The following is a 26,440-nucleotide window of genomic DNA, read 5'->3' on the forward strand; positions in this document are numbered from 1 at the left end:
TGCGGAAGCGTCCGGGAATCGGCGGTTGATCACGCCACATACACGCCAAAACCCGCGGCTGCCTGAAATGACCTTCTTCAATACGAACCCAAGGCCTCACCGATCTGGAGTTGCTTCGGTTCAATTGGCAGGTGGCGGGCTTGTGTTTTATGCGGCTTCGCCGGCCAGCTGTGGTGGGTATGACACTGAGACCGTCGCAACGGTGTGACGACGTCCATATTCAGCAGGACTGAGCTAGGTCCTGTTTAAGAAGTCCGGCTTGTCCTGCTTCTCCGGCATGTCGGGGCTGCGCATGAGCGAGGTCTCCGGTAGATGGGACAACGACCAAGCAGCCCATCTACACGGAGACCTCGGTGGCCAGGGTATCGATCGGAGGACGCAACGATCTCACCGACAAGCAGTGGCGCGTGCTCGAACCGCTGCTGCCCGCCAGGAGCGGACGCGGAAAGCCGCCCACATGGAGCCGCCGCCAACTGCTGGACGGCATCCGCTGGCGCACCCGCATCGGCGCGCCCTAGCGCGACGTGCCCGAACGCTACGGCCACTGGCAATCGGTCTACCACCTGCTGCGGACCTGGCAGCGCGCCGGGATCTGGACACTGATCGCGGCGAAACTGCGGGCCTGGGCCGATACGGCCAGGCTCATCGACTGGCGGGTCTCGGTCGACTCCACGACGTGCCGGGCCCACCCCCACGCCGCCGGCGCCCGCCGCACCCCCTACGACCAGGTCGAACCGCCCGGGGACGAACCCCGCGACCACGCACTGGGACGCTCGCGCGGCGGGTGGGGCACCAAGCTCCACCTCGCCGGAGAGCAGGGCCGCAAACCCCTGGCGGTGGTGGTGGGCGCCGGCCACCGCGGCGACAGCCCGCAGTTCGCGCGAGTGCTGGAGCGCATCCGCGTGGCCCGCCCGGGGCCAGGGCGCCCGCGCACCCGGCCCGACCGCGTGCTGGCCGACAAGGCCTACTCCTCCCGGAGCAATCGCGCCTACCTACGGCGCAGGAAGATCCCCGCGACCATCGCCGAGCCCGCCGACCAGCGGGCCCACCGCAAAGCCCGGGGGTCGGCGGGCGGCCGGCCGCCCGCTTTCGATGCCCGGGCCTATCGGGACCGCCATGCGGTGGAGTGCGGCGTAGGGCTGCTCAAGCAATTCCGCGCGGTGGCCACGCGCTACGACAAGCTCGCCCTGCGCTACGAGGCCACGGTCCACATCGCCGTGATCGACATCTGGCTACGCGACCTCGCAACAACACCTTCTTAAACACGGCCTAGCCGTTGGCCGAGTGCCGCCGCCACACGTTGTAGAACCCCCCGATGCAGGGGAACACCTCCCGCTCGGCCTCAGCTATGACGCTGAGCACCAGGAACCAGGTCAGGCGACTCCGGTGAGGACGCTAATGTTCGCCGGATGCGGCGCAGGGCGGCCCTGGAGAAGGGGCGCTGGCTTTGTCGGGCGCGTACGGCGCTGTCCATGGACGTCATCGCGGTCATCCGCATGTCCACCGGGAACTTCCGGGCTCGGTCGTCATGGTTGCGGCGCCGACAGCGGCACGGGCCTGCCCCCGTGTGAGGGCGCAGCCAGCAACGCCCGAAGCCCCAGCCCCTGAAGCCGGCTTCAGGTCAATGTGGTGTGCACCCCTGAAGCACCCCTCAGCGACATTCCACGCGCTTGCGCGAACACCTGCGCACTCCAATCTCTCCGTGGCAGTGTTGTCACACACTGTTGAAGCACGAAGGAATGATCGCATTGAGCACCTCTTACGACCTGATCGTCGACCAGTTGACGAACCAGCTCGGGCTCGACGCCAGCGAGATCGGTCCCGACACCACCTTCGAGGAATTGCAGCTGGACTCCTTCGCCATGGTCGAGCTGGGACTGATGCTGCACGAAGAGACGGACGTGTTCCTGTTCGAGGAGTTCGACCCGCAGATGACACTGGCCCAGGCCGCCGAGCACATGAGCCGGACCTCCAACGAGAACGCGCGGGGGCCGCAGTGAACACGCCCGAGATCGTCGTCACCGGCCTCGGGATGGTCAGCCCCGCCGGCGTCGACCCCCCGGCCAACTGGGCAACCCTGCGCTCGGGCGTCTCCGTCGCCACCCACGACCCCGAGCTGGACGGCCTCCCGGTGGACTTCTCCTGCGCCGTACCCGACTTCGACCCCGACACGCTGCTGGGGCGCCGCACCAGCTGGCGACTGGACCGCTTCGCACACATGGCACTGGTCGCCGCCCGCGACGCCACGGCCGACGCCGGGATCGACACCGGCACCGTCGACGCCACCCGGGTCGGGGTGGTGCTGGGGGTGACCGGCAACAGCCCCAACCACTACGCGCGCGCCTTCGCCCACCTGGCCGAAGGCGACTACCGCAGCATGTCCCCACTGTTCGTCCCGCGCAGCATCCCCAACATGGCCGCCGGCGAGGTCGCCCTCGACCAGGGTTTCCAAGGCCCGAACCTCGTCACCGCCACGGCGTGCGCCTCCGGAACGACCGCGATCGGCGTGGCGCGCGACCTCCTCCGCTCAGGCACCTGCGACGTGGTGGTCACCGGTGGCAGCGAGTCACTGCGCAGCCCCGTCTACGCGGCCACCTACTGGCGGATGAACGCGCTGGCCCACGACATCCCTCCCTCCGAAGCCTCACGGCCGTTCGACCCCCGCCGCAGCGGATTCGTACTGGGCGAAGGCGCGGGCATCATGACCCTGGAACGCGCCGAGCACGCCCGGGCCCGCGGCGCCCGCGCGCGGGCCCGGGTAGCCGGATACGGCGCCTCGGCCGACGCCCACCACTTCACACGCCCGGAGCCCCAGGGCCACGGTGCCCAGCTGGCGATTCGCGCCGCCCTGGACGACGCCGAACTCGACCCCAGCGAGGTGGACCACGTCAACGCCCATGCCACCTCCACCCCGATCGGCGACCTCGCCGAGGCCAGGGCGCTGCGCGCGACGTTGCCCGCACCACCGCCGGTGACCGCGCTCAAGAGCGTCATCGGCCACGCCCATGGGGCCGCCGGCTCCCTGGAAGCGGCGGCCGCGGTACTGACACTGGAGCACCAAGAGATCCCACCCACCGCCAACCTCGACCACATCGACCCGGAGATCGGGCTGGACGTGGTGACCAAGGCGCCGCGACTGGCATCGATACGCACCGTACTGAGCACGTCGGTCGGGTTCGGAGGGCAGAACGCGGCACTGCTACTCACCAGCGCCTGAACCAGCGCCCCACCGACCCAGCCGCCACACACCCAGCGACGGACGAAGGGACCCCCAGTGAGAGTCGACGCGCCCCTGAGCATCACCTCGGCCTCGGTATGGCTACCCCCGGACCGCTACCACGTGGAGGAGGCGCTGGCCAGCGGGGCCGTCACCGAGACACAGGCGCGCCGTGCCGCCGGACCCGTGGCCGCCTACGCCGGTGACACCAGCGTCGAGGAGATGGCGGTATCCGCCGCACAGGACACCCTCAAACTGGGCGATGTCACCGCCGACGAGGTCTCCCTGTTCCACTACGCCTGGTCCTACGACCAGGGGGAGCACCTGTGGTCGCCCGCCCACCAGATCGCGCAGGCGAGCGGCATCACCGCCTGCGCCAGCGTGGGATTCTGCGAGATGTCCAACGCGGGCGCGACCGCCCTGCACGCCGCCGCCTCGTCGATGATGCTGGAGCCGCACCTCGACCGCGCCCTCATCGCCACGTCGGACAACTTCAGCACACTGCCCTACGACCGCTGGGCCAACTCCCTGGTCAACATCCTCAGTGACGGGGCGACCGCCGCACTGCTCACCCGCGGCGCCGGGCCGCTTCCCGTCATGGCGGTCGCCTCCGGCGGGGACCCCCTGATCGGGGGAGGGCTGGTGGCCCACCGGCACCCGTTCCAACCCTCGCGGCCCGGCCACAAAGTGTCGCGTGAGGACTGGCACGCGGCCGCGCAGGCCTTCACGGCAGTACGCGCGGCGATCACCGACACTGTCACCACGGCACTGGACCACGCCGGACTGGAGCCCGCCGACCCCCGCATCCGCGCTGTACTCACCCCGCGGATGTCGGCGGCGCTGGCAGCCAAGACGCTACCGCGCCTGCTGCCCGAGCCGCTCTACCAGCGCCACATCCTGCTCGGCCAGGACACCGGCCACATCGGAACCGGTGACCTGCTGGCCAACCTCGCCTGGCTACTGGAGCGTCCCGACCTCACCCCCGACGGTTACACCGTCCTGCTGTCGTTCGGTTTCGGCGGCAACATCACCTGCCTGGTGGTGGCCAACGGTCCCAGGTGAGCCCGCGCCCCGGGAGAGGGCCAGGTACGGATTCCGACACTCGCCCATCCCAAGACGACGTATCTAGGCTCCCAGCGCACGGCGGACCGCGTTGCGGCGTGCGGCCTCGCGGGAACGACCCGTGACGTGCGTGGCGCACCCGAGAGCGCTCCGCAGGGCGAGCTCGGGATCGGGATGCAGCGCGGCCTGCAACGCCTCGGAGGTCCGGGCGAGCTCGAACCGGTCCTCCCGTGGCTCCGGCGACCACGCCTCCTGTCCCCACGAACGCAGGAGCAGACCCAGCTCCGAGTGATCGTCGACGGGCGCGTCCGGACCCCGTTCCGCTCTCTCCAGGGCCGCGGTGACTTCCGGGTGGTCCGCCACCCCGGCCTCCTCGGCCCATGAGCGTGCGTAGTCCACCGCCGCCCGGCGCCGAACCTCCGGTGCCGCAGCGGCGACCAGCTCCGCAAGGTCGGGCTCCAGCCGCCGAGCGTCCGCGCCGACATCACCCAGTAGTGGCCACAGCTCCGCGCCCAGCGGTTCCCCGCCGAGGTCAGCGGACTCCAACCGCACGCCGGTGATCCGCTCGGCGAGCGCCAGAGCCGCGCCGGCCGGATCGGCACCGGACTCCCGCCCCCGCTCCGGGTCGAGTCCGACCGCGCGCATGTCGGCGTCGAGGGGGTTGGACGCTCCCAGGCCGTCCTGGGGCCGCAACGGGTCGAAACACACCCGCGTCGTCCCGTCGACGGCGTACAGAAAGGCGCCCTCCGCGTTGGCGTTGAGCGCCCACACGGCGACCATCTCGGTTCCGGCCGACGCGCGCTCCGCGACCGAGGGGGTGGTGCCCTGCCACCCGGACGGTTCCACCAGCACGGTCCATTCCCCCTTCCGGACGGCGTGCGCGGTGAGCGGGTCGTGATCGCCGTTGGCCGCCTGCTCCTCGAGGGCGTCCGCCACGGGGAAGGGCCGGATCCGCTCCGCCCCAGCACCGCCAAGCGGCACCAGTGGCGGAAGGCGCGAGGAACCACGAGGCAGGACCGTGCGGTGCGCATCCCCGCTCCCGAACACGTGGCGGATGTGTGTTTTTCCGGGATCACCTGGGGGAACGCTCCGTTACGCCCCATCCGGGGACAAGTGCGAAATACCACGTTTCACGGCATACCGAGAACGGCACCACAGGGTTGAGTAAGCGCGCGGAAAGCAACACCAATCCCTGGATGTCAATATCGGTGTGGCGGTGAGAATGGCCGGATCCGGCCATTCTCACCGCCACACCGAATAAGCTCCCACACCCGGCCGGGCACATGGCATACATGTGTTGAGGCCGCGCTGAGCAGGATATTCACACAGGCCGGTGCGGTACACGATGATGGGATGCACAGCCACAGGCGACTCTACGAACACACTCGGCTCCCCGGAGGTAGCGCGATAACTAAAACCGGCACAAACCGATCAATATACGATAACCACTCGCCCGCAAAACACATGATTTGCGCACGTTGGCGTATAGGCTGCGCCAAGGACTACGAATAGCAACCAGAATTCGGCCGTCCGGCAACCGCTGCGGCCCGACGTGCGAGCGCACGGGCCGCGCGATGCAGGGCTCTGAGTCGGCCCGGCAGCAGCGGAGTGGTCCGCACGGACCCGCACTCCATGGAGCCGGCAGAGCCGAGCCGGAGCTCGGGAAGGAGTCGTCATCCCTCAACAGAAATCGTATATAAAGGAGCATACGAACCCACCGGTGTTCTTCATCTCCGGTGTGGTCATCCTGGCCTTCGTCGTACTGGGCATCGTGTTCCCGGAGCAGTTCGAGGCCAACGCGCTCAACGTCCGGAACTGGATCGGGGAGAAGTTCGGCTGGTTCTACACCCTCGCCGCTTCGTTCTTCCTCGTGTTCGCCCTGTGGCTGATGCTCAGCCGCTACGGCCGGATCCGGTTGGGCCCGGACTCGTCGCGGCCGGAGTTCGGCACCATGGCGTGGTTCGCCATGCTGTTCACCGCCGGCATGGGTATCGGCCTGGTGTTCTACGGTGTCACCGAGCCGGTCTGGGACTCGGTCGACGACCGGATCGTCAACGTCGACAACGTCGCAGAGTCCACCACGGGCGCGTTGCAGTACACCCTGTTCCACTGGGGTTTCCACCCGTGGGCCATCTACATCATCGTCGGTGCCTCGCTGGGCTACTTCTGCTTCCGCAAGGGTCTGCCCATGCGGCCCGCGTCGGCGCTGTACCCGCTCATCGGCAGCCGCATCTACGGCTGGCTCGGTAACCTGATCGACATCCTCGCCGTGTTCGGCACGCTGTTCGGTCTGGCCACCTCACTCGGTCTGGGGACCCAGCAGATCAACAGCGGGCTGGAACGGGTCCTGGGAGTTCCCAACACGGGCCTCGTCCAGGTCGCGATCATCTGCCTCATCACGGCGGTCGCCGTCATCAGCGTCGTCGCCGGCATCGACAAGGGCATCCGCCGGCTGTCGGTCATCAACCTGTGGCTGGCCGCAGCGCTGATGGTCTTCGTGTTCCTCCTCGGCCCGAAGCTGTGGATGCTCAGCATGATGACCACCGGTGCCGGCGCCTATCTCCAGAACCTCGTGGAGATGAGCCTCACCTTCATGCCCGGCCAGATGGAGGGCGCCACGGCCAGCACCGCCACGCACGACTTCAGCGTGGCCTGGACCGTCTTCTACTGGGGCTGGTGGATCTCCTGGTCGCCGTTCGTCGGCATGTTCCTCGCCCGTATCTCCTACGGCCGTACCCTGCGCCAGTTCGTCACCGGAACGCTGTTCGCCCCGGTGGGCGTCACCGTCGTGTGGTTCGGCGTCTTCGGCGGCGCGGGCATGTTCTACGACAAGCTCCAGAACGCTGGGATCAGCGGCGTCGGCGACGAGGCCGAGGGCATGTACGAGCTGGTCGAGGCACTGCCGGTGGCCGGCATCCTCATCAGCCTGGTCTCGCTGCTGACCGTGCTCGTCGTGACGGTCTTCTTCGTCACCTCCTCGGACTCCGGCTCGCTCGTCGTGGACATGCTGACCAACGGCGGCGACCCGCACCCGGTGAAGATCCAGCGGATCTTCTGGGCCGTCACCGAGGGTCTGGTGACCATCGTGCTGGTTGTCGCGGGCGGCACAGCAGCACTGGAGGCCCTGAAATCCGCAGCGGTCATCACAGGACTGCCGTTCGCGATCGTGCTCCTGTTCATGCTGGCTGGCCTGTTGAAGGCCCTGAAGCAGGAGGACCCGGCATCCATCTATCCTGACATGCAGCTGCCGCGTCTCGGAGACGGGAAACCGTCACACCAGAACCCCGAGGATGAGGGGAACGTGACCGTCGGGACCTCCGGAAGCGCAACGTCGACACGTACCGAAGACGAGCAGTGAAGGGACGGATGCTGTGACAGCTAAACGAAGGAAGGGGGCCAACCCCTTCCGTGGTGTCCTGGACATGATGAGCGAGATGAACCGCATCTCCGACACCATGTCCACCCTGGAGACCAGTTCGGGGTACGCGCAGCCCCGCGGGCACGCCGACGCGTGGAGCCCCACCACCGACATCTTCGCTCGGGGCGACGACCTGGTCATCCAGTGCGAGATACCCGGGGTCAACCCCGACGAGGTCGAGGTGTCGTTCTCGCACGGCTACCTGACGATCTCGGGTGAGCGCCGCCGCAACGACGAGGACCGGCTCTACTACGCCTCCGAGCGTTTCCTCGGTAACTTCCGCCGTGAGGTCACCCTCCCGGTCGGGATCGACGAGGACAGCCTCGAGGCGAACTTCGACGACGGTCTGCTCGAGGTGACGGTGCACGGTGGCGCCGACGCCTCCGGGCCCAGCCAGATCGAGGTGCAGAGCAAGAAGCGCCGGGGCAAGTAACCCCCAGTCGGGTTACCGGCGCAGGCGGCCCGGGTGGAACCGAGGTTCCACCCGGGCCGTCGTTCGTTCGCGGGGAAACGGCGCTCAGAACTCGCGGTCCCGGCCGTAGGGGCCGATCACCGCCAGTGCCCGGGGCCGGTTCAGCACCTCAGCCGCGACACGGGACACGTCCTCGAGCGTCACCGCATCGAACGTGCGAAGGTCCTCGTCCACGGAACGGTGCCGGGCGTGGCCGAGCTCGTGCGCGGCGATCCGACCGCGACGCGCGTTCGTCCCCTCGCTGTCCAGCACCTGGGAACCCGTGATCTGGCCCTTGGCACGCACCAGCTCCTCCTCGGAGATCCCCTCCGCCGCCACACGGGCGAGTTCGGTGCGCAGCACGTCCAGAAGCTCGTCCACCTTGTCCGGTTGGCACCCCGCGTACACCTGGAACAAGCCGGCGTCGGCGAATCCGCTGTGGAACGACTGCACCGCGTAGGCCAGCCCGCGCCTCTCCCGCACCTCCTGGAACAACCGGGAGGACGGCCCGTCGCCGAGGACGGCGTCGAGCACCCGCAGCGCGTAGCGCCGGTCATCGGTCCGGGTCACTCCCGCACACCCCAGGATCAGGTGCGCCTGTTCCGTGTCCCGCGGCACCAGGGCCGTTCCCGGGCGTATCGCCATCGCCTCCGAACCGCTGCGCGGCGGCGCCGGCGGCACGGAACCGGCGGTCTCCAGTTGGGGGCCGAACGCGGCCGCGACCTGGTCGACCACCGTCTGGTGGTCGAGGTTTCCCGCCGCGGTGACCACGAGTTCTGCGGGGACGTAGGCACTGCGGTACTGCTCCGCGATGCGTTCCCGCGGCAGTGCGGAGATGGTGTCACGAGTACCGAGGATGGGGCGTCCGAGGGGGTTCCCACCGAAGACGTGCGCGGCGAAGACGTCGTCGACGAGCTCGCTGGGCTCGTCCTCGTACATCGCGATCTCCTCGAGGATGACGCCGCGTTCGCTCTCCACCTCGGCGGGATCGAGCAGCGATCCGGTCGCCATGTCGCTCACGACGTCGATGGCCAGCGGGAGGTCCCGGTCGAGCACCTTGGCGTAGTAGGTGGTGTGCTCCTTGGTGGTGTAGGCGTTGTGGTCGGCGCCGACCCCGTCGAGAGCCGCGGATATGTCGCGGGCGGAGCGCCGGTGCGTCCCCTTGAACAGCAGGTGTTCCAGGAAGTGGGCGGACCCGGCGTGCTCGTCGTCCTCGTCGCGGGAGCCCGTGGTCGCCGAGACGCCGAACGACACGGAGCGCACGCCCGGGACGGTCTCCGTCACCACGCGCAGCCCGCCGGGCAGGACGCTGCGTTGCACGCGGCCGGACCCCTGGCCGGGTTCCAGCAGGGTCAGGGTGGGCTGTGTCTGTTCCGCGGCGGTAGGGGTTGGGTTCATGACTCGCTTTTCTGGTGCGGGGCTGGCAATACCAAGGGCGGCCGTGTCCGTGACACGGCCGCCCCGCTGCTACGGTTCGTCAGCTCAGGTCAGGTGTTCTCGCTGCGGGCGCCGCGGCGACGACGCCGCCGCTCGCCCCCGCCGCCGGAACCACTGTCCTCGTCCGAGCCGCTCGACTCCTCGGCTTCCGCGGTCTCGCCCTCCTCGGCGGAGTCGGACCCGGATTCCGCCTCGGCGTCGGCGACCTCCACGGGAACGAGGGACAGTTTGCCGCGGTCGTCGATCTCGCGGATCTCCACCTGGATCTTCTCCCCGATACCGAGGACGTCGTCGAGGTTCTCGATCCGCTTCCCGCCGTGCAGCTTCCGGATCTGCGAGATGTGCAGCAGACCGTCCTTGCCGGGCAGCAGCGACACGAACGCCCCGAAGGCCGTGGTCTTGACGACCGTACCGAGGTAACGGTCGCCGACCTCCGGCATCGTCGGGTTGGCGATGCTGTTGATGGTGTCCCGGGCGGCCTCGGCGGAAGGGCCGTCGGTAGCGCCGACGTAGATGGTGCCGTCGTCCTCGACCGTGATGTCGGCGCCGGTGTCCTCCTGGATCGTGTTGATCATCTTGCCCTTGGGGCCGATGACCTCCCCGATCTTCTCGACGGGCACCTTCACGGTGAGGATGCGCGGGGCGTGCGGGCTCATCTCGGCGGGCCGGACGATGGCCTCCTGCATGACGTCCAGGATGGCCAGGCGCGCGCCACGGGCCTGCTGCAACGCGGCGGAGAGCTGCTGGGCCGGGATCCCGTCCAGCTTCGTGTCGAGCTGCAGCGCCGTGATCAGCTCACGCGTTCCGGCGACCTTGAAGTCCATGTCGCCGAACGCGTCCTCCGCACCGAGGATGTCGGTCAGCGTGACGAAGTTGTCGCCCTCGCTGATGAGCCCCATCGCGATACCGGAGACCATCTCCTTGAGCGGAACGCCCCCCGCCATGAGCGACATCGTGGAGGCACAGACCGACCCCATGGAGGTCGACCCGTTGGAGCCGACCGCTTCGGAGACCTGCCGGATGGCGTAGGGGAACTCCTCCCGGGACGGCAGCACGGGGATGAGCGCCCGCTCGGCGAGCGCACCGTGCCCGATCTCCCGGCGCTTCGGCGAGCCGACCCGGCCGGTCTCCCCCGTGGAGTACGGCGGCATGTTGTAGTTGTGCATGTAGCGCTTGGTCTTCTCCGGGTTGAGCGTGTCAACCGTCTGCTCCATGCGCAACATGTTCAGCGTGGTCACACCCAGGATCTGGGTCTCGCCGCGCTCGAACAGCGCCGAACCGTGCACGCGGGGCAGGACGTTGGCCTCCGCGTTCAGTTGGCGGATGTCCTTGGGCCCCCGGCCGTCGATACGGACGTTGTCCCGCAGTACCCGCTCCCGCATCAGCTGCTTGGTGAGCGAACGGTACGCGGCACCGATCTCCTTCTCGCGCCCCTCGAAGTCCTCGAGGAGCTTCTCCCCGGCCAGCCCCTTCACGCGTTCCAGCTCGGCCTCGCGCTCCTGCTTGTCCGCGATGGTCAGCGCGTTGGACAGCTGCTCGCGGACCGCGTTGTCGACCGCCTGGTAGACGTCGTCCTCGTACTCGAGGAAGATCGGGAACTCCCCGGTCTCCTGAGCGGCCTGGTCGGCGAGCGCCTGCTGCGCCTTGCACAGCACCTTGATGAACGGTTTGGCCGCATCCAGCCCCTCGGCGACGGTCTGCTCGTTCGGGCCGACAGCGCCGTCCGCGACGAGCTGCAGGGTGCGCTGGGTGGACTCGGCCTCCACCATCATGATCGCGACGTCGCCGTCCTGCAGGACCCGGCCCGCGACCACCATGTCGAACGTGGCGGCCTCCAGCTCACTGTGGGTCGGGAACGCCACCCACTGCCCGTCGATCAGCGCCACGCGGACGCCGCCGATCGGGCCGGAGAACGGCAGCCCGGCGAGCTGTGTGGACATCGAGGCGGCGTTGATCGCCACGACGTCGTACAGGTGCTCGGGGTGCAGCGTCATGATCGTTTCCACGATCTGGATCTCGTTGCGCAGCCCGTCCTGGAACGACGGGCGCAGCGGCCGGTCGATCAGCCGGCAGGTCAGAACGGCGTCCTCGGAGGGGCGCCCCTCCCGCCGGAAGAACGAGCCGGGGATGCGCCCCGCGGCGTACATGCGCTCCTCGACGTCCACCGTCAGGGGGAAGAAGTCGAGGTTCTCCTTCGGTCGTTTCGACGCGGTGGTGGACGAGAGCACCATGCTCTCGTCGTCCAGGTAGGCCACGGCCGACCCCGCGGCCAGCCGGGCGAGACGTCCGGTTTCGAACCGGATAGTACGAGTGCCGAACCGGCCGTTGTCGATCACGGCCTCGGCAGAGTATGCGCCCTCCATGGGCGGCCTCCTAGCACAGGGTTCACATCTGCTCCCGCACCCGTACCTCGGAGGGTCTTCTTCGTCGCCGAGTTCTCGTCTCGACTCGCCGGTGCGGCACTGTGCGTGCCCGCAGAGCGCCGAGAGGTCCGTGACGGCCGGTCATCGATCGAAGTTTCCGGCCCGCTGTGACGGTCCGGAAACCACTACCGAGGACCGGCCTCGACGCAGCAGCCGAGGGGCGGCGCACGGGAGCGCTTCGCGATTCAGTTGTTGCTCTTACCCACCATTGTGGACGATACGCCCGCCGAACGGTGGTCAAAGCACGGTACGAACAGAGGGAGCGGACCAGCCGCTCCCTCTGGAAACCTACCGGCGCACGCCGAGACGGTGGATCAGGTTCCGGTATCGCGTGATGTCCTTCTTCGCGATGTACTTCAGCAGCCGCCGACGGCGGCCCACCATGAGCAGCAGCCCGCGGCGGCTGTGGTGGTCCTGCTTGTGGGTCTTCAGGTGCTCGGTAAGCTGCACGATCTGGTGTGTCAGCAGTGCGACCTGGACATCCGGCGACCCGGTGTCGCCTTCCTTCGTGCCGTACTCGGCGATGATCCTCGCCTTAGTCTCAGTGTCGAGAGCCACGACGCTCCTTCTGTCGGTACGCAGCTTCATCATTGGGCATCCGGGCCCCGTTCGGGGAGGCCGGATTCGGCGACCACGCGTACGAACAGTCGCCACAATGGCGCCAGGCGTAGAACCTGGACAACGCACCAATCCTACCCCAACGAGCGGAACCGGTCGGACATCCCGCGGGCTCACCGCCCCGACATCAGCTCCCGCACCGCGGAAACGTCCCGCCGCATCGCGACAATCAGGTCCTCGACACTGGGGAAACTCTCCTGCGCCCGGATGTGGTCGGTGAACTCCACAGCGGCCCTGCGCGAGTACAGGTCGAGATCGTCCCGGTCCAGGGCGTAGGCCTCGACGGTACGAGGGCTTCCCTCGAACGTGGGGTTACTCCCCACCGACACCGCCGCGGGCCAGCGTTCCTCCTCCCCGCCGCTGTCAGTGGTGCGCACCAGCCACCCCGCGTACACCCCGTCCGCGGGAACGGCCGTCTCCGGCGGGAAGTCGATATTGGCGGTGGGGAAACCGAGGAGGTCCCGCCCCCGGGAGGCGCCGGGAACCACCACGCCCTCCAACCGGTGCGGCCGCCCGAGGCAGTCCCGCGCCCGAGCCACGTCCCCGGAAGCGATGAGGCTCCGGACCCGTGTGGAGGTAACCGTCTCCGCGTGGGAGTCCGTGAACAGCCGGACACCGTCCACGACGAAGTCGTACTTCTCCCCCAGCGCCCGCAGCACGCCGACGTCCCCCGTCGCCCCGCGCCCGAACCGGAAGTCCTCCCCGACGACCACAGCGGCGGCGTGCAGCCGCTCCGCGAGGACGCGGCGCACGAACCCCTCCGCGTCCAGGCGGGACAGCTCCGGGGTGAAGGGCAGCACGCACACCGCGTCCGCCCCGTGTTCGGCGAGCAGTTCGTCCCTGCGTTCCGCCGGCGTCAGGAGGTCAGGAGCACCGCCCCCGCGCACCAGGGTGTCCGGATGGGGGTCGAACGTCACCGCGACGACCGGAAGCCGCGACGCGGCGGCGTGGTCCGCCGCTGTGCGGAGGACGGCCTGGTGACCGAGGTGGACACCGTCGAAGACACCAACAGTGACGACGCAGCGCCCCCAGCCGGAGGGAACGTCGTCCAGCCCTCGCCAACGCCACACGTCCAACGGCCTCCTTCGGGCACACATGGCACGGGTTCCACACGCCGGGAGAACAGCCCCGGCACACCGGGGGAACAGGGCGGGCCCGTCCCGCAAGCGCGGCGGAACCGGCCGTGTCGCCCCGGAGCGGGGCCAACGATACCGCTCCGGGATCCCCGCCGGCACGCTGACATGTGGGTGGCGAACGCGCCGGGGACGACCGTCAGGAACCCGCCGGGGCGAGAACCACGACGGGTTTGCTGTAACCGGGTTTCTCCTCGGCCAACGCGACCGCCTCGCCCTCGGGGGAGAAGACCCCGATCGGCCCCGGTCCCAGCTCCCCCGGCGCGATCCGGTTGCCGTGCGTGATCTTACGGGTCTCCTCGGCGCTGAGCACCCGTACGGGGAACGCCGCCGCCACCGCCTGGGAGAGGGGAAGCGCCGTGAACTCCTCGGCCAGCTCGTCGAGCGTGCGCGCCTGGGAGACGTCGTAGGGACCCACCCTGGTCCGGCGCAGCGCCGTGAGGTGCCCGCCGACGCCCAGCGCGTCTCCCATGTCCCGGGCGAGAGCCCGAACGTAGGTACCGCTGGAGCAGGTGACGCGGGCGTCCACGTCGAGGGCCCCGTCCGCACCGTCGGCAGCGTGCCGGATCTCACCCACCGAGAACTCGGACACCGTCACCGACCGGGACTCGAGCTCGACGTGCTCCCCGGAGCGAGCGGACTTGTAGGCCCGTTTGCCGTCCACCTTGATCGCGCTCACCTGCGGCGGCACCTGGCTGATCGCGCCCGTCAGCTCCTCCGCGGCGGCACGGACCGCCTCACCCGTCACGGCACCAGCGTCAGCACGCGCCACGGGCTCGCCCTGGGCGTCGTCCGTCGTGGTGCTCTGACCGAGCCGGATGGTGGTCTCGTAAACCTTCTCCGTCCGGGTGAGATACCCGAGTAGTTTCGTCGCCTTACCGGTCCCGATCACCAGCACCCCGGTCGCCATCGGGTCGAGGGTGCCGGCGTGGCCGACCTTGCGGGTACCGGCGAGTTTGCGCAACCGCGCGACAACGTCGTGCGAGGTCCACTCGGCGGGTTTGTCGACGATAACAACGGCGCCGTCACTAGCGGTCATCATGCCCTCGGCGCCCCCGTTCCGCACCGCGGTGGGGCCGCCTCTCTCCTTCCTGGTGGTGAAGCGCCACGAGCCACTCGTGCTGGCAGGCACCGCCCGCGCGGGCGGTGAGGACCGCCCGGCCCCGCGGCACGGATTCGCTGTCAGCCGCTCCCCGGCGCGGGGGCCTTACTCCTCGTCGTCCTCGTCCGCCCGCTCGCGGGGTTCCCGGTACGGGTCGGGGTCGCCCGCGGGCTGGGCCTCGTTGGCGGAACGCGCCACCTCGGCGTCCGACTCACGTGCCTTGACCAGCAGTTCCTCGATGTGCCTGGCGTTGCGCGGCACCTCGTCGCTCGTGAACGTCAGGCTGGGAGTGTGCCGCAGGCCGAGCTGCTTGCCGACCTCGCTGCGGATGACACCCTTGGCGCTCTCCAGAGCGGCCGACGTCCCGGCCTTGTCCTCGTCGGAACCGAAGACGGTGTAGTACACCGTCGCCTCACGCAGGTCGTTGGTCAGACGCGCGTCGGTCACGGTGACGAAGCCCAGGCGCGGGTCCTTGATGCGTCGTTCCAGCATCTGGGCGACGATCCGCTGGATCTGGTCGGCGACCTTGCGCGCTCGTGCGGCGTCAGTCATCGTCACTTTCTTCCTCTGCGTTGAAGATCCGCTGTCTCGCGGAGAGCAGATCGATCTCGGGGTGGTCGGCGACGGTCCGCTCGCAGGAGTCCATCAGGTTGGAACAGTGGGCGGCCGTCGACGCCGCCACGGCCACACCGATCTCGCAACGGCGGTACAACTCCTGGTTTCCCGTCTCGGCGACCGAGACGGAGAACGCGCGCTGCAGTTCCGCCACGATCGGCCGTACCACCGAACGCTTCTGCTTCAGGGAACGGACGTCTCCGAGCAGAATGTCGAGTGTCAGGGCCCCGATGAACACGCGCCCACCCCATGTGTCGCTTACCGCGAACCGCGGTCCGGATGTCCTGTGCGTGTCGCTTGACGGCGCGACGGGCCGGAGGAGACGAGCAACAGGCGGGACCCCGGTGCGGTGTTCCCACCCGGGGGCCCGCTTGCTCACCGCGCGTTAGTCGCGCGGTTTCTCCTGCATCTCGTAGGTCTCGATGACGTCATCCACGCGGAGATCGTTGTAACCGATGCCGATACCGCACTCGTAGCCGTCCCGGACCTCGGTCGCGTCCTCCTTGAACCTGCGCAGCGAGTCCACGTTGAGGTTCTCGGAGACGACGACCCCGTCCCGGATGAGCCGCGCCTTGGCATTCCGGCGGATGATACCGGTACGTACGAGCGCACCCGCGATGTTGCCGACCTTGGGCACCTTGAAGATCTCGCGGACCTCCGCGGTTCCCAGCTGGACCTCCTCGTAGACCGGCTTGAGCAGGCCCTTGACCGCTTTCTCGATCTCGTCGATCGCCTGGTAGATCACCGAGTAGTAGCGGATGTCCACGCCCATCCGGTCGGCGAGCTCGCTGTTCTTGCCCTCCGGCCGGACGTTGAAGCCGACGATGATCGCGTCCGAGGTCGCCGCCAGGTTGATGTCGTTCTGCGTGATCGCGCCGACACCGCGGCCGATGATCCGGATGCTGACCTCGTCGCCTCCGACATCGATCTTGTTCAGCGACTCTTCCAGCGCCTCGACCGAACCGGACATGTCACCCTTGATCAGCAGGGCCAGCTCGTTGCGCTCGCCCTCCTTCAGGTGCTCCTGCCAGTTCTGCAGCGTGACCCGGCGGCTCGCCTTGGCCTGCTGCGCGAAACGCTCCCGCGCTTCCCGCTGCTGGGCGATCTGGCGCGCGACCCGGTCGTCCTTGACGACCAGGAAGCTGTCGCCGGCGCTGGGAACATTGGTGAGGCCGAGCACCTGGACCGGACGGGACGGCTCGGCGCTCTGCACGTTCCTGCCGTGCTCGTCGAGCATCGCCCGCACGCGGCCGTAGGCGTCGCCGCAGACGATCGACTCGCCAACGTTCAGCGTGCCGCGCTGCACCAGCACTGTCGCCATCGAACCGCGGCCCCGGTCGAGGTAGGCCTCGATCGCCAGCCCCTGGGCCTCCATCTCCGGGTTCGCCCGGAGGTCGAGGGAGGCGTCCGAGGTGAGCACCACGGCCTCGAGCAGCTCGTCGATGTTGCTTCCCCGCAGTGCCGAGATGTCGACGAACTGGACGTCACCGCCGAGGTCCTCGGCGACCACACCGTACTCGGTGAGCTGCGAACGCACCCGCTGCGGTTCGGCGCCCTCCGTGTCGATCTTGTTGACCGCCACCACGATCGGGACACCGGCGGCCTTGGCGTGGTCGATCGCTTCGGCCGTCTGCGGCTTCACCCCGTCATCGGCGGCGACCACCAGGATCGCGATGTCCGTTGCCTGGGCACCGCGCGCACGCATGGCGGTGAACGCCTCGTGCCCCGGGGTGTCGATGAAGGTGATCCTGCGCTCTTCACCGTCGACCTCGGTTCCCACCTGGTAGGCACCGATGTGCTGGGTGATACCGCCGGCTTCGCCGCCCACCACGTTGCTGTTGCGGACCGTGTCCAACAGCTTCGTCTTGCCGTGGTCGACGTGGCCCATGACGGTCACCACGGGCGGACGGGGGCGCCGGTCCTCCTCGGACCCGCTGTCCTCACCGAACTCGATCGAGAAGGACTCGAGCAGCTCCCGGTCCTCGTCCTCGGGACTGACGACCTCAACGGCGTACTTGAGCTCGTCACCGAGCAGCTGCAGCGTCTCGTCCGGCAGGGACTGGGTCGCGGTGACCATCTCACCCAGGTGCATCATGACCTGGACGAGCGACGCCGGGTTCACCTCGATCTTGTCCCCGAAGTCGGACAGGGAGGCACCGCGGGACAGCCGGAGCTTCTGGTTGTTGCCACTGGGGATCTTGACGCCGCCGAACGACGGCGCGCCCATCTCCGTGGACTCCTGGCGACGCTGCTTCTTGGACTTGCGACGCCCCGGACGGCTTCCCGGACGCCCGAAGGCACCCGCTGTTCCGCCGCCGCGGCCACGGCCGCCGCCACCGGGACGTCCCGGAGCGCCACCGGGACGCGGTCCGCTGCCGCCACCGGGTCCGCTGCGCGGCGCGCCGCCGGCCGGTGCTCCGCTGCGGCCGCCACCGCCGCCGCCACCGCCGCCACTGGCGGGACGGCCACCGCCGCGGCCACCACCGCCGCGGCCGCCACCGCCACCGGTGTTGGGGGGCGTCGGCCGCGAGGCCGGCATGTTCATGGGGCTGGGACGGGGACCCGCCGGCTTGGGGCCGGCGTTGGCCGGGGTGGGTTTCTGCTGGCCACCGGACTCCGTCGATCCGCCCGAACGCGGCTGGGCCTGGGGACGGGGTGCCCCCTCCTGCTTACCGCCTCCGGAACGCTGAGCCGGCTGACCGCCCTGGCCGCCCTGGCCACCGCGGCCGCCCTGACCACGGCCGCCCTGGCCGCCGCGACCACCCTGGCCGCGACCACCCTGGGCGCCCTGGCCTCCTTGGCCTCCTTGGCCGCCCTGGCCTCCTTGGTTGCCTTGGCCGCCCTGCTGACCGGAACGCGGTCCCGGACGCGGAGCGGGTTTGGCTCCCATCCCGGTCGCTGTCGTCGCGAACGGGTTGTTCCCGGGGCGCGGTCCCGCGGAACGCGGGGTGGGACGCTGTCCCTTGCCGCCGCTGTCGGAACGCTCGCCGCGCTGACCGGACTCACCGCCGGACTTGCCGCCCCCGGGCGGCCCCGGTTTCGGTGCCGAACTGCGGGGCCCCGGCTTGGGGCCCGGTTTCGGACCCGGCTTGGGGCCCGGCTTCGGCGCCTCTCCCGTTCCGCCGGGCTTGGGGCCCGGTTTCGGCGCGGTTGTGGACTCTGCGGAGGCGGCACTACCGTCCTCCGCCTGGGCGGCTTCCTCCCCGCCCGTGGACTGGGCGGCTTCCTCCCCAGCCGGCTGGGAGCCGTTGGACTGGGGCTGGCCGCTGGGGACGGATTGTTCGGGTTTCGCGGCGGGCTGCTCGGACTCGTCAGCCTTCTCAGCCTTCGCCGCGGGCTCCTCGGCCGGCTCCGCCGTCGATTCCGCCTTCTTCGTCCCGGAGCCCGTGCCGGAAGTCTCGTTGAACGCTTCCTTGAGGCGCCGAACGACGGGGGCCTCTATCGTCGAGGACGCCGATCGCACAAACTCGCCCATCTCATTGAGCTTGGCCAGTACGGCCTTGCTCTCTACTCCGAACTCCTTCGCGAGCTCGTATACCCGGACCTTCGCCACTGCTCTCCTCTACTCGGTCCGGGCCATGGGGTTGTGCCGGACCGTCGCTAGCTTGACGTACTCATCGCTGCGTACTCATCGAGCGCTCATCGCAATCTCGACCCGCTTCCTCGTCGCTACACAACAATGGGGCAGCCGCACCAGGGACCTGGCACCTGGCACAGCAAAACCCGCCGATCCTGCTTTCCCTTACAACCAGCGGATCGGCGCTACCATTCCAACCCTATCTGGAAGCTTGGCCGACTCCAACGTGCGAAGCTGCGGCAACGCGGGCGGCGACACGGGACGTGTCCAAGCCCCCCGCGGGTACGGGAAACACCCGCGACCACACTTTCCGCCGCTCGGCCGACTCCCAGCACTGCGGGTCGCTGTGCAGATAGGCGCCCCGGCCAGGCATGCGCCTGGTGGGGTCCGGCGTAACCACACCGTCCTCGACCACCAGCCGCACCAGGTCGGACTGCGCAGCCCGCGACCGGCAGCCGACGCACGTACGCACGGGCGACAACCGGCCGCTGGCATCCAGTCTAGCGCGCTGACGCATTCGGCTCACCCGCCGGACGGTCAGGATAATCGTCCGGACTTCCGATGACCGGTTCCGCGTCCTCCGGATCGGAGTCGGACCGGATATCGATTCGCCACCCGGTGAGGCGGGCAGCCAGCCGCGCGTTCTGCCCCTCCTTACCGATCGCCAGTGACTGCTGGTAGTCCGGAACTGTGACCCGGGCCACCTTGGCGGCCGGATCGAGCACCTCGACCTCGCTCACCCGCGCAGGGGAGAGCGCGTTCCCGACGAACACCGCCGGGTCCTCGGAGTGGTCGACGATGTCGATCTTCTCCCCGTTCAGTTCGGTCATGACGTTACGAACCCGGCTGCCGAGCGGACCGATGCAGGCCCCCTTGGCGTTGACCCCTGTCTGGGTGGACTTCACCGCCATCTTGGTGCGGTACCCGGCCTCCCGGGCGATCGCCGCGATCTCCACCGTCCCGTCGGCGATCTCGGGAACCTCCAGCTCGAACAGTTTGCGCACCAGGTTGGGATGGGTACGGGACAGGGTCACCGAGGGACCCTTGTGCCCCTTACGAACCTGGACCACATAGGCCCGCAGCCGTTCCCCGTGCGGGTAGGTCTCACCGGGTACCCGTTCCTGCGGCGGCAGCACCGCCTCCACCCTGCCGAGGTCGACGAGGACGTTGCGGGAATCCCTGCCCTGCTGGATGATGCCGGAGACGATGTCGTACTCGCGGCCGGCGAACTCCCCCAGGGTCATCTCGTCCTCAGCGTCCCGCAGTCGCTGCAGGATCACCTGCTTGGCTGTCGAGGTCGCGATCCGCCCGAAGCCGACGGGCGTAGCGTCGTACTCGCGCAGGAAATTGCCTTCGTCGTCATAGTCAGCGGCCCACACCACCACGTGCCCGGTGGAGCGGTTCAGCTCCACCCGCACCGAGAGGTCCGTTCCCTCCTGCCGGTGGTAAGCGAGCACGAGAGCGTCCTCGATCGCCTTGACGACGAGGTCCACCGAGATGTCCTTCTCGCTTTCCAAACTGCGCAGGACACTCATATCGATATCCACGGGGCTCCCCCTCTAGTCCGCCGCGCCGACGTCAGGATCGCGGCGGAATTCCACCTGGACTTTGCCGCGCCCCAGATCAGAATAGCCGTACACACGGTTCTGACCATCGACCTCAAGAGTCACACCCGTTTCGTCCGCGTCCACCACGCGACCGTTCACCTCACCGCCCTCGGCGAGGTCGGCCCGCACCAGACGCCCTCGGGAGCGTCGCCAATGCCGGGGGTGCGTAATCGGCCGGTCCACTCCGGGCGAGGTCACTTCGAGAACGTAAGGAGCTTTGCCCATGGCATCGGACGCGTCGAGCACGGTGGAGATCTCCTGCGTCACCACTCCGACGGAGTCGAGGTCAACGCCGTCGTCGGAGTCCACCACGACACGCAGCAGACGCCGTTTGCCGGCCGGGGTGACCTCAATGGCTTCCAGGTCCAGTCCGGCCTCGGCGAGAACCGGCTCCAACAGCTCGGCGAGACGGTCATGGCGAGCCTGCGCGCCCATCAGTGATCCTCCCCCGGCGAATTCCGCCCGCTCCCCTGGCGAGGATGGGGCGGTCCAGCTGTGCACATAAGTCGTCCGCACGTCACGACGACGGCGGTTGTACGATCAAGGGTATCCACAGTCGGCGGTTCTCCAGGCATCATCCACCAAGGTGTGCACCCGACGGTTCGGTTTTCCAGTCTGACCCGCCGTGGCCGCGTGTTCCGGTGAGCCACGCCCGACGTGTCACGATGGAGATCCTTTCCCCGCACGTCCGCTCAGAGGAGGACGGGTTTGGCCCACGGCTACGGCGCCGTCAGCCGCCGCGCTCTCGTCACAGGTGGGGCCATGGGTGTCGTTGTCGCGGCGCTGGGTGGCTGCCAGGGGCAACGTTGGCACCCCAGTGAGATATCCCCCGACGAGTACGTCCTGCGTGGTGCGATCACCACCAAGAACCGTCTCATCGACCGTTACGAGACACTCATCGCCGACGGGACCGGGCCGGGGGACCTGCTGGAGCGGCTACTCACGGACCACAGGCGGCACCTGGAGGCGCTGAAGGGGCGGATGCCGGACCGGGAGCACGAACCTCCCGACCGCGCCGAACCCTCGCCCTCCCCATCCCCCGTTCCGGAAGGGGACGACACCGACCTCTCCGTGGCCGGGATCCGGGCAGCGGAGCAGAGCGCCGCCGCAGCGCGGCCGCGGGAGGCCCAGCGGGTGGCGGACCCCGCCCTGAGCCAGCTCCTCGTCAGTATCGGCGCGAGCGAAGCCGGCCACGTCCGACGACTCACGGAGGAAGGTTGAGACCCACAGCCACGGGGGACATCGCCGCTGACGACGCGCTGCAGGCGGCGCTGGCGGCCGAGCACGCCGCGGTGTACGGCTACGGCTACATCGGCGCCCACAGCACGGAGGGGCAGCGCGAGCGGAGCCGCCGGTGCCTGGACGAGCACCGCCGCCAACGGGACGTGCTGCGCGAGAAGCTGCGCCAACGCGACGTCACCCCCACCGAGGCCGAGGACGCCTACCAGCTCCCGGACGACACCGGGGAGGACGCCCTGGCGTCCTTCGCCCGCGAGCTGGAGGGCACGGCCGCCCAGAACTACCTCCAGCTCGCCTCGGTGGACGAGCCGCAGTTGCGCGAGCTCGCGGCGCACGCGCTGCAGAGCACAACGGTACGGGGGCTGCCGTGGGGAGCCGAGCTCCCCACGTTCCCCGGGTTCCCGGACGGCGAGCCCCCCGGACCGGACAGCGCGGGCGAGTGAGGCGGCCGGTACCGCCTCACACCCGGCTCACCGCCTCACGGTCCGCAGCCTCACGACCGGCCGCCTCGACGACCGTCGCCACCGCCGAGTCGAGCGCGATCTCCGTCCGCTCCCCGCTCCTGCGATCCCGCAGCTCGAGCACCCCGTCGTCGAGGCCCTTGCCGACGATCAGCGCGGTGGGAACGCCGAGCAGCTCGGCGTCGGTGAACTTCACGCCGGGGGACACGCCCTTGCGGTCGTCCACCAGCACCCGGAGGCCGGCCTTCTCGAGGTCCTCCGCCAACCGCACCGCGGTGGCGACCTGGTCCCCCTTGCCGGTGCCGACCACGTGGACGTCCGCGGGAGCCACACGGCGGGGCCACACGATGCCCTTCTCGTCGTGGGACTGCTCGACGATCGCCGCGACGACGCGGGAGACGCCGATCCCGTAGGAGCCCATGGTGACGCGCTTGGGCTTCCCGTCCGGGCCCAGGGCGTCCAGTTCCGCCGCGTCGGCGTACTTCCGGCCGAGCTGGAACACGTGCCCGAGCTCTATGCCGCGCGCGGTGTACAACGTGCCCTGCCCGTCCGGTGCGGGGTCGCCCTCCCGCACCTCGGCCGCGTCGACCACGCCGTCCGGTGTGAAATCGCGTCCACAGACCAGGTCGACCACGTGGTGGTCGACCTGGTCCGCGCCGGTGACCCACCGGGTTCCCTCCGCCACCCGCGGGTCCACGAGGTAGCGGAGCTTGTTCTGCGTCAACGCGGTGGGCCCCACGTAGCCCTTCACCAGGAACGGGTTGGCGGCGAAGTCGGCCTCGTCCAGCAGCGCCACCTCGTGCGGGTCCAGCGCCGCTTCCAGCCGCTTCATGTCCACGTCCCGGTCCCCGGGAACCCCGACACCGAGGATCTGCCACTCGTCCTCACCCGGGGCGCGGGTCTTGACGAGCACGTTCTTCAGGGTGTCGGCGGCGGTGAACGACCTGCCCAACCCGGCGTTGTTCATGAACTCGACCAGGGTGTCGATCGTCGGCGTGTCCGGTGTGTGGTGCACCTGCGCCTCGGGCTGGCCCTCGACCGGCACCGCGGGAGGGGCCGCCACCCGTACCGCCTCGACGTTGGCGGCGTAGTCGGAACCGGTGCTGCGGACGAAGGTGTCCTCACCGGTGGGTGTCTCGGCCAGGAACTCCTCGGAGAGGCTCCCTCCCATGGCACCGGACGTCGCGGAGACGACGGCGTAGTCCAGTCCCAGCTGGTCGAAGATCCGGACGTAGGCGTCCCGGTGCAGCTCGTAGGAACGCTGCAGCCCCTCGTCGTCGATGTCGAAGGAGTAGGAGTCCTTCATGTGGAACTCGCGTCCGCGCAGGATGCCGGCGCGGGGACGCGCCTCGTCCCGGAACTTCTCCTGGATCTGGTAGAGGAAGACGGGGAAGTCCTTGTAGGAGGAGTACTCCCCCTTGACGAGGTCGGCGAACAGTTCCTCGTGCGTGGGGCCGAGGAGGTAGTCGGCGCCCTTCCGGTCCTGCAGGCGGAACAACAGGTCCCCGTACTCGGTCCACCGCCCGCTGGCCTCGTAGAGCTCCCGGGGGAGCAGGGCGGGCAGCAGCACCTCCTGGGCCCCGATGCGGGACATCTCCGCGCGGATGACGTCGGCCACGTTGTCCAGCACCATCTTTCCGAGCGGCATCCAGGAGTAGACGCCGGGGGCGGCGCGACGCACGTATCCGCCGCGGGCCAACAGTTTGTGGCTGGGCACCTCGGCGTCGGCGGGATCCTCGCGCAGGGTGCGTAGGAACAGGGTCGACATCCGCAGCAGCACGGCCGCTCCTCAGTAGCGATGGGGATAACACGATTGCGATTGGGAAGTTCCAGGCTACTGGGACACGGACACGCTCGCAGCCGCGTTCCGCGCGGCGGCCTCCCGGACCGGCCCCCGCCGTCCCGAGCAGCTCGGCTCCGTCGCGGCGCGGGAGGCACGAGGGAGTACCGTTTCCCCAGTGGGAGGCGACGCCTCGGGTCGCGGGTGGCAACGCGGCCGGCGGACAGTTGGGAACCGATTCGGACGGGAGCGCCATGGGTGGGCACGAGACCGGGGACGCGGGCCCGTCGGAGCGCCCGGACGTACGGGTGATGCGGGACGCGGACCGGAGCGACGCCTGGATCCTGGTGGCGGACGGGACACCGCAGTCCCACGTCGACCTTTCCGACCCCACCTACCTGGACTTCGAGTACGTGCGGCGGCTGGCCCACGTCGCCGACCTCACCGCCCCTGAGGGGGCGCCGATCGCGGCGCTGCACCTCGGCGCGGGAGCGCTCACGCTCCCCCGCTACATCGCCGCCACCAGGCCGGGCTCCCGGCAGCGCGCCGTGGACGACAACCCCGAACTCGTGGAACGGGTCCGGTCGGAGCTTCCCTGGGGGCGGGAACTGCGCATCCGGGTCGGTATCCAGGACGCGCGCACCTGGTTGGCGCAGCGCCAGACGGCGAGTGCCGACCTGCTCGTGTGCGACGTCTTCGCGGGCGCGCGCACCCCGGCCGCCCTGACCTCGGTGGAGTTCCACTCCGAGGTGGCACGGGTGCTGCGGGGTACCGGGCTAGCGGCGTTCAACATCGGTGACGGTCACCGGATGCGGCACGTGCGGTCCCAGGTCGCCACCGCGTCCGCGGTGTTCTCCGAGGTCGCTCTCCTCGCCGAACCACGGGTGCTGCGCGGGCGGAGGTTCGGCAACCTCGTACTGGTCGCCTCGGACGGTTCGCTGCCCGTCGGGGAGCTCGCGCACCGTGCCCACCACGACCCCGACATGGCGCGCCTCCTGGAAGGCGCGGAGCTGGACCGTTTCGCGTCGGGGGCACGGCCGGTGCACGATGCCGACGCCGAGGCCTCCCCGGCGCCGCCGGAGGACGCGTTCCTACGTTAGGTCCTGTTTTCCGGACGCTGTTCGTCGCGAGCGGCTTCTCCCGTGCCGCCCGGCACGGCCGGTCAGGGAGGCGGAGCGGACCCTCCGCCGACCCCGCCGGGCGGTGTCCCGGGGCGGCGCGCAGCAGGACAAGCGCCCGAAAAACAGGACCTGGTACTCCGGTGTACCGCGCCGGCCCCGCAGCGCTCGTGGCGGCAGCCTCCACCGGAGGGGCCCGGACGGTTCAGGGGGGAAGCTCGCGTTCGAGCATGGCGGAGAACTCGTCGGTGTGCTGGAGCTGCAGTCCGCCGGCGGGGTCGCTGCGGGTGGGCATGCAGGAGAGCTTCCCGCCGCGCCACCAGATCATCTGGTCGGTGATCGCCTCCCCCCGGTCGAGGCTCCGGAAGGTCTGGTACAGGAAGGGCAGCAACGGTATCGACCGTTTGCTGCGCAGTACGGCGTAGACGAGGACGTTGGGGTCCGGCAGCATCACGATGGCCCCGTAGGGCAGCGGTTCCCGGGCGAGTTCCGCCAGGCGCATCACGTGTGCCGAGCCGGGCCAGGTGAGGCCGTGGACAACGTGCACCGGGGTGTCGGCGGTGGTCTGGTACGTCTGCCCGTCCACGGGGTCCTGGGCCATGTTCCTCAGGGCGGTGAACCACACGTCCTGCTTGCTGACCCCCCACGCCTGCAGGTACCGCTTGTCCAGCACCATCGCCTCGTAGGAGGACGGCTGCGTCTGGTAGCAGACGAGCGCCGTCAGGTGGGGGTTCACCGAGTACGCCAGCATCTCCGTTCCCAGGGAGCTCGGATCGCCGGTGAGAGCGACCCGCAGTTGCGGGGCCGCCACGGGGAACGGCATGGACAGCACATAGCCGTGCATGTCCGGTTGCGGGCCGTGCGCGGGCTCGGGAGGTGGGACGCCCATCACTGGATCTCGCGCTCCTCGTCGTCGATGGCACTGCGGTGTGCCGACCGTACCGGTACGTCGGTGGCGTGTATGGGACGAGCGCACCCGGCTCGCCGTTCCCACCCGGCCGCCCCGGTTGGCCGCGGACGCACTCCCGCGCGCGTCACGTACCGTTCCGGCCCGTGCCACCGGCGTCGCGGAACGCGCCGCCAGGGGCGGCTGCCCCGGGAGCGGGCCCTCCTACTCCCATGGCGGTAGCCCGGGCGCCGTCGGCACTCCCGGAGTCGTAGCGCGGGAGTCCCCCCGGGGAC

At 69.5% G+C, this 26,440-nt stretch carries 23 protein-coding genes and 1 pseudogene; 10 read left to right on the forward strand and 14 right to left on the reverse strand.

Annotated elements, in window-relative coordinates; translation table 11 throughout:
* Nucleotides 1–368 precede the first annotated feature (368 nt).
* The 5 genes and pseudogenes from FHX37_RS11695 to FHX37_RS11710 all read left to right on the forward strand — a co-directional run bounded on the left by FHX37_RS11695 (nucleotide 369) and on the right by FHX37_RS11710 (nucleotide 4,279).
* Nucleotides 369–1,262 (forward strand): annotated as a pseudogene (locus FHX37_RS11695) (IS5 family transposase).
* A gap of 147 nt (nucleotides 1,263–1,409) precedes the next feature.
* Nucleotides 1,410–1,571: a hypothetical protein gene (locus FHX37_RS22855; RefSeq protein ID WP_170181562.1), complete on the forward strand. Its 162-nt coding sequence runs from the start codon at nucleotides 1,410–1,412 to the stop codon at nucleotides 1,569–1,571.
* A 177-nt stretch (nucleotides 1,572–1,748) separates the two neighbouring features.
* Nucleotides 1,749–2,000: an acyl carrier protein gene (locus FHX37_RS11700; RefSeq protein ID WP_170181563.1), complete on the forward strand. Its 252-nt coding sequence runs from the start codon at nucleotides 1,749–1,751 to the stop codon at nucleotides 1,998–2,000.
* The gene (locus FHX37_RS11705; protein ID WP_141923928.1) at nucleotides 1,997–3,217 is read left to right on the forward strand and encodes a beta-ketoacyl-[acyl-carrier-protein] synthase family protein; all 1,221 of its coding nucleotides are present in this window, start codon (nucleotides 1,997–1,999) and stop codon (nucleotides 3,215–3,217) included. Before FHX37_RS11700 ends, FHX37_RS11705 begins: the two co-directional genes overlap by 4 nt.
* A 57-nt stretch (nucleotides 3,218–3,274) precedes the next feature.
* A complete protein-coding gene (locus tag FHX37_RS11710) occupies nucleotides 3,275–4,279 on the forward strand; it encodes a beta-ketoacyl-[acyl-carrier-protein] synthase family protein (protein WP_141923929.1) in 1,005 nt (334 codons plus the stop codon).
* 63 nt (nucleotides 4,280–4,342) lie between these two features.
* Here the strand turns inward: FHX37_RS11710 and FHX37_RS11715 are convergent, their stop codons facing one another.
* Nucleotides 4,343–5,215 carry a DUF6461 domain-containing protein gene (locus tag FHX37_RS11715; protein WP_141923930.1) on the reverse strand — a complete coding sequence of 291 codons (873 nt, stop codon included), beginning with the start codon at nucleotides 5,213–5,215 and terminating at the stop codon, nucleotides 4,343–4,345.
* A gap of 784 nt (nucleotides 5,216–5,999) precedes the next feature.
* On the opposite strand from FHX37_RS11715, the gene FHX37_RS11720 reads away from it, so the two are divergent.
* Together FHX37_RS11720 and FHX37_RS11725 are read left to right on the forward strand one after the other, a co-directional pair.
* The gene (locus FHX37_RS11720; protein ID WP_141923931.1) at nucleotides 6,000–7,637 is read left to right on the forward strand and encodes a BCCT family transporter; all 1,638 of its coding nucleotides are present in this window, start codon (nucleotides 6,000–6,002) and stop codon (nucleotides 7,635–7,637) included.
* Nucleotides 7,638–7,701: 64 nt separating this feature from the next.
* Nucleotides 7,702–8,130, forward strand: a complete 429-nt coding sequence (locus tag FHX37_RS11725; protein ID WP_141925210.1) for an Hsp20/alpha crystallin family protein — start codon at nucleotides 7,702–7,704, stop codon at nucleotides 8,128–8,130.
* Between the two features lie 84 nt (nucleotides 8,131–8,214).
* Here FHX37_RS11725 and FHX37_RS11730 read toward each other — a convergent pair whose 3' ends face one another.
* The 11 genes from FHX37_RS11730 to rimP form a co-directional block, all read right to left on the reverse strand.
* On the reverse strand, nucleotides 8,215–9,546 hold the full coding sequence (locus FHX37_RS11730; protein WP_141923932.1) for a M16 family metallopeptidase: 1,332 nt from the start codon (nucleotides 9,544–9,546) through the stop codon (nucleotides 8,215–8,217).
* 89 nt (nucleotides 9,547–9,635) lie between these two features.
* Nucleotides 9,636–11,948, reverse strand: coding sequence for a polyribonucleotide nucleotidyltransferase (locus FHX37_RS11735; protein WP_141923933.1), 2,313 nt, complete (start codon nucleotides 11,946–11,948; stop codon nucleotides 9,636–9,638).
* 348 nt (nucleotides 11,949–12,296) lie between these two features.
* On the reverse strand, nucleotides 12,297–12,566 hold the full coding sequence (gene rpsO, locus FHX37_RS11740) for a 30S ribosomal protein S15 (protein ID WP_141923934.1): 270 nt from the start codon (nucleotides 12,564–12,566) through the stop codon (nucleotides 12,297–12,299).
* 173 nt (nucleotides 12,567–12,739) lie between these two features.
* A complete protein-coding gene (locus tag FHX37_RS11745) occupies nucleotides 12,740–13,696 on the reverse strand; it encodes a bifunctional riboflavin kinase/FAD synthetase (RefSeq protein ID WP_141923935.1) in 957 nt (318 codons plus the stop codon).
* A 202-nt stretch (nucleotides 13,697–13,898) separates the two neighbouring features.
* Nucleotides 13,899–14,798, reverse strand: coding sequence for a tRNA pseudouridine(55) synthase TruB (gene truB / locus FHX37_RS11750; protein WP_141925211.1), 900 nt, complete (start codon nucleotides 14,796–14,798; stop codon nucleotides 13,899–13,901).
* Between the two features lie 168 nt (nucleotides 14,799–14,966).
* Nucleotides 14,967–15,413, reverse strand: a complete 447-nt coding sequence (gene rbfA / locus FHX37_RS11755) for a 30S ribosome-binding factor RbfA (RefSeq protein ID WP_141923936.1) — start codon at nucleotides 15,411–15,413, stop codon at nucleotides 14,967–14,969.
* Nucleotides 15,406–15,714: a DUF503 domain-containing protein gene (locus tag FHX37_RS11760; RefSeq protein WP_141923937.1), complete on the reverse strand. Its 309-nt coding sequence runs from the start codon at nucleotides 15,712–15,714 to the stop codon at nucleotides 15,406–15,408. The genes rbfA and FHX37_RS11760 overlap by 8 nt, the downstream gene beginning before the upstream one ends.
* A 147-nt stretch (nucleotides 15,715–15,861) precedes the next feature.
* Nucleotides 15,862–19,029, reverse strand: a complete 3,168-nt coding sequence (gene infB / locus FHX37_RS11765) for a translation initiation factor IF-2 (RefSeq protein WP_141923938.1) — start codon at nucleotides 19,027–19,029, stop codon at nucleotides 15,862–15,864.
* 223 nt (nucleotides 19,030–19,252) lie between these two features.
* Nucleotides 19,253–19,570: a YlxR family protein gene (locus FHX37_RS11770; RefSeq protein ID WP_141923939.1), complete on the reverse strand. Its 318-nt coding sequence runs from the start codon at nucleotides 19,568–19,570 to the stop codon at nucleotides 19,253–19,255.
* Entirely contained in the window at nucleotides 19,554–20,588 is a 1,035-nt protein-coding gene (gene nusA / locus FHX37_RS11775) for a transcription termination factor NusA (RefSeq protein WP_141925212.1), read from the reverse strand. Before nusA ends, FHX37_RS11770 begins: the two co-directional genes overlap by 17 nt.
* 24 nt (nucleotides 20,589–20,612) lie before the next feature.
* The gene (gene rimP / locus FHX37_RS11780) at nucleotides 20,613–21,095 is read right to left on the reverse strand and encodes a ribosome maturation factor RimP (protein ID WP_141923940.1); all 483 of its coding nucleotides are present in this window, start codon (nucleotides 21,093–21,095) and stop codon (nucleotides 20,613–20,615) included.
* Between the two features lie 273 nt (nucleotides 21,096–21,368).
* Here rimP and FHX37_RS11785 point away from each other — a divergent pair, with 273 nt between their 5' ends.
* Nucleotides 21,369–21,881, forward strand: coding sequence for a ferritin-like domain-containing protein (locus tag FHX37_RS11785; protein WP_246062253.1), 513 nt, complete (start codon nucleotides 21,369–21,371; stop codon nucleotides 21,879–21,881).
* Complete coding sequence (locus FHX37_RS11790) at nucleotides 21,878–22,342, forward strand: ferritin-like domain-containing protein (protein ID WP_141923941.1); 465 nt, start codon at nucleotides 21,878–21,880, stop codon at nucleotides 22,340–22,342. The genes FHX37_RS11785 and FHX37_RS11790 overlap by 4 nt, the downstream gene beginning before the upstream one ends.
* 16 nt (nucleotides 22,343–22,358) lie before the next feature.
* Here the strand turns inward: FHX37_RS11790 and FHX37_RS11795 are convergent, their stop codons facing one another.
* The gene (locus FHX37_RS11795) at nucleotides 22,359–24,140 is read right to left on the reverse strand and encodes a proline--tRNA ligase (protein WP_211351808.1); all 1,782 of its coding nucleotides are present in this window, start codon (nucleotides 24,138–24,140) and stop codon (nucleotides 22,359–22,361) included.
* Between the two features lie 254 nt (nucleotides 24,141–24,394).
* Here FHX37_RS11795 and FHX37_RS11800 point away from each other — a divergent pair, with 254 nt between their 5' ends.
* Nucleotides 24,395–25,240 carry a spermidine synthase gene (locus tag FHX37_RS11800; protein WP_141923942.1) on the forward strand — a complete coding sequence of 282 codons (846 nt, stop codon included), beginning with the start codon at nucleotides 24,395–24,397 and terminating at the stop codon, nucleotides 25,238–25,240.
* A gap of 223 nt (nucleotides 25,241–25,463) precedes the next feature.
* On the opposite strand, the gene FHX37_RS11805 is transcribed toward FHX37_RS11800, so the two are convergent.
* A complete protein-coding gene (locus FHX37_RS11805) occupies nucleotides 25,464–26,147 on the reverse strand; it encodes a hypothetical protein (protein WP_141923943.1) in 684 nt (227 codons plus the stop codon).
* Nucleotides 26,148–26,440: the final 293 nt, after the last annotated feature.

Origin of the sequence: Haloactinospora alba (assembly GCF_006717075.1) — a bacterium.
GTDB lineage: Bacteria > Actinomycetota > Actinomycetes > Streptosporangiales > Streptosporangiaceae > Haloactinospora > Haloactinospora alba.

Excerpts from the sequence above, each read along its gene's own strand:
- truB (WP_141925211.1), bottom strand. The coding sequence starts at position 14,798 with ATGACCGCTAGTGACGGCGCCGTTGTTATCGTCGACAAACCCGCCGAG.
- FHX37_RS22855 (WP_170181562.1), top strand. The coding sequence starts at position 1,410 with ATGCGGCGCAGGGCGGCCCTGGAGAAGGGGCGCTGGCTTTGTCGGGCG.
- FHX37_RS11735 (WP_141923933.1), bottom strand. The coding sequence starts at position 11,948 with ATGGAGGGCGCATACTCTGCCGAGGCCGTGATCGACAACGGCCGGTTC.
- rbfA (WP_141923936.1), bottom strand. The coding sequence starts at position 15,413 with ATGACTGACGCCGCACGAGCGCGCAAGGTCGCCGACCAGATCCAGCGG.
- FHX37_RS11730 (WP_141923932.1), bottom strand. The coding sequence starts at position 9,546 with ATGAACCCAACCCCTACCGCCGCGGAACAGACACAGCCCACCCTGACC.
- nusA (WP_141925212.1), bottom strand. The coding sequence starts at position 20,588 with ATGAGTGTCCTGCGCAGTTTGGAAAGCGAGAAGGACATCTCGGTGGAC.
- FHX37_RS11800 (WP_141923942.1), top strand. The coding sequence starts at position 24,395 with ATGGGTGGGCACGAGACCGGGGACGCGGGCCCGTCGGAGCGCCCGGAC.
- FHX37_RS11725 (WP_141925210.1), top strand. The coding sequence starts at position 7,702 with ATGATGAGCGAGATGAACCGCATCTCCGACACCATGTCCACCCTGGAG.
- FHX37_RS11770 (WP_141923939.1), bottom strand. The coding sequence starts at position 19,570 with ATGCGTCAGCGCGCTAGACTGGATGCCAGCGGCCGGTTGTCGCCCGTG.
- rimP (WP_141923940.1), bottom strand. The coding sequence starts at position 21,095 with ATGGGCGCGCAGGCTCGCCATGACCGTCTCGCCGAGCTGTTGGAGCCG.
- FHX37_RS11805 (WP_141923943.1), bottom strand. The coding sequence starts at position 26,147 with ATGGGCGTCCCACCTCCCGAGCCCGCGCACGGCCCGCAACCGGACATG.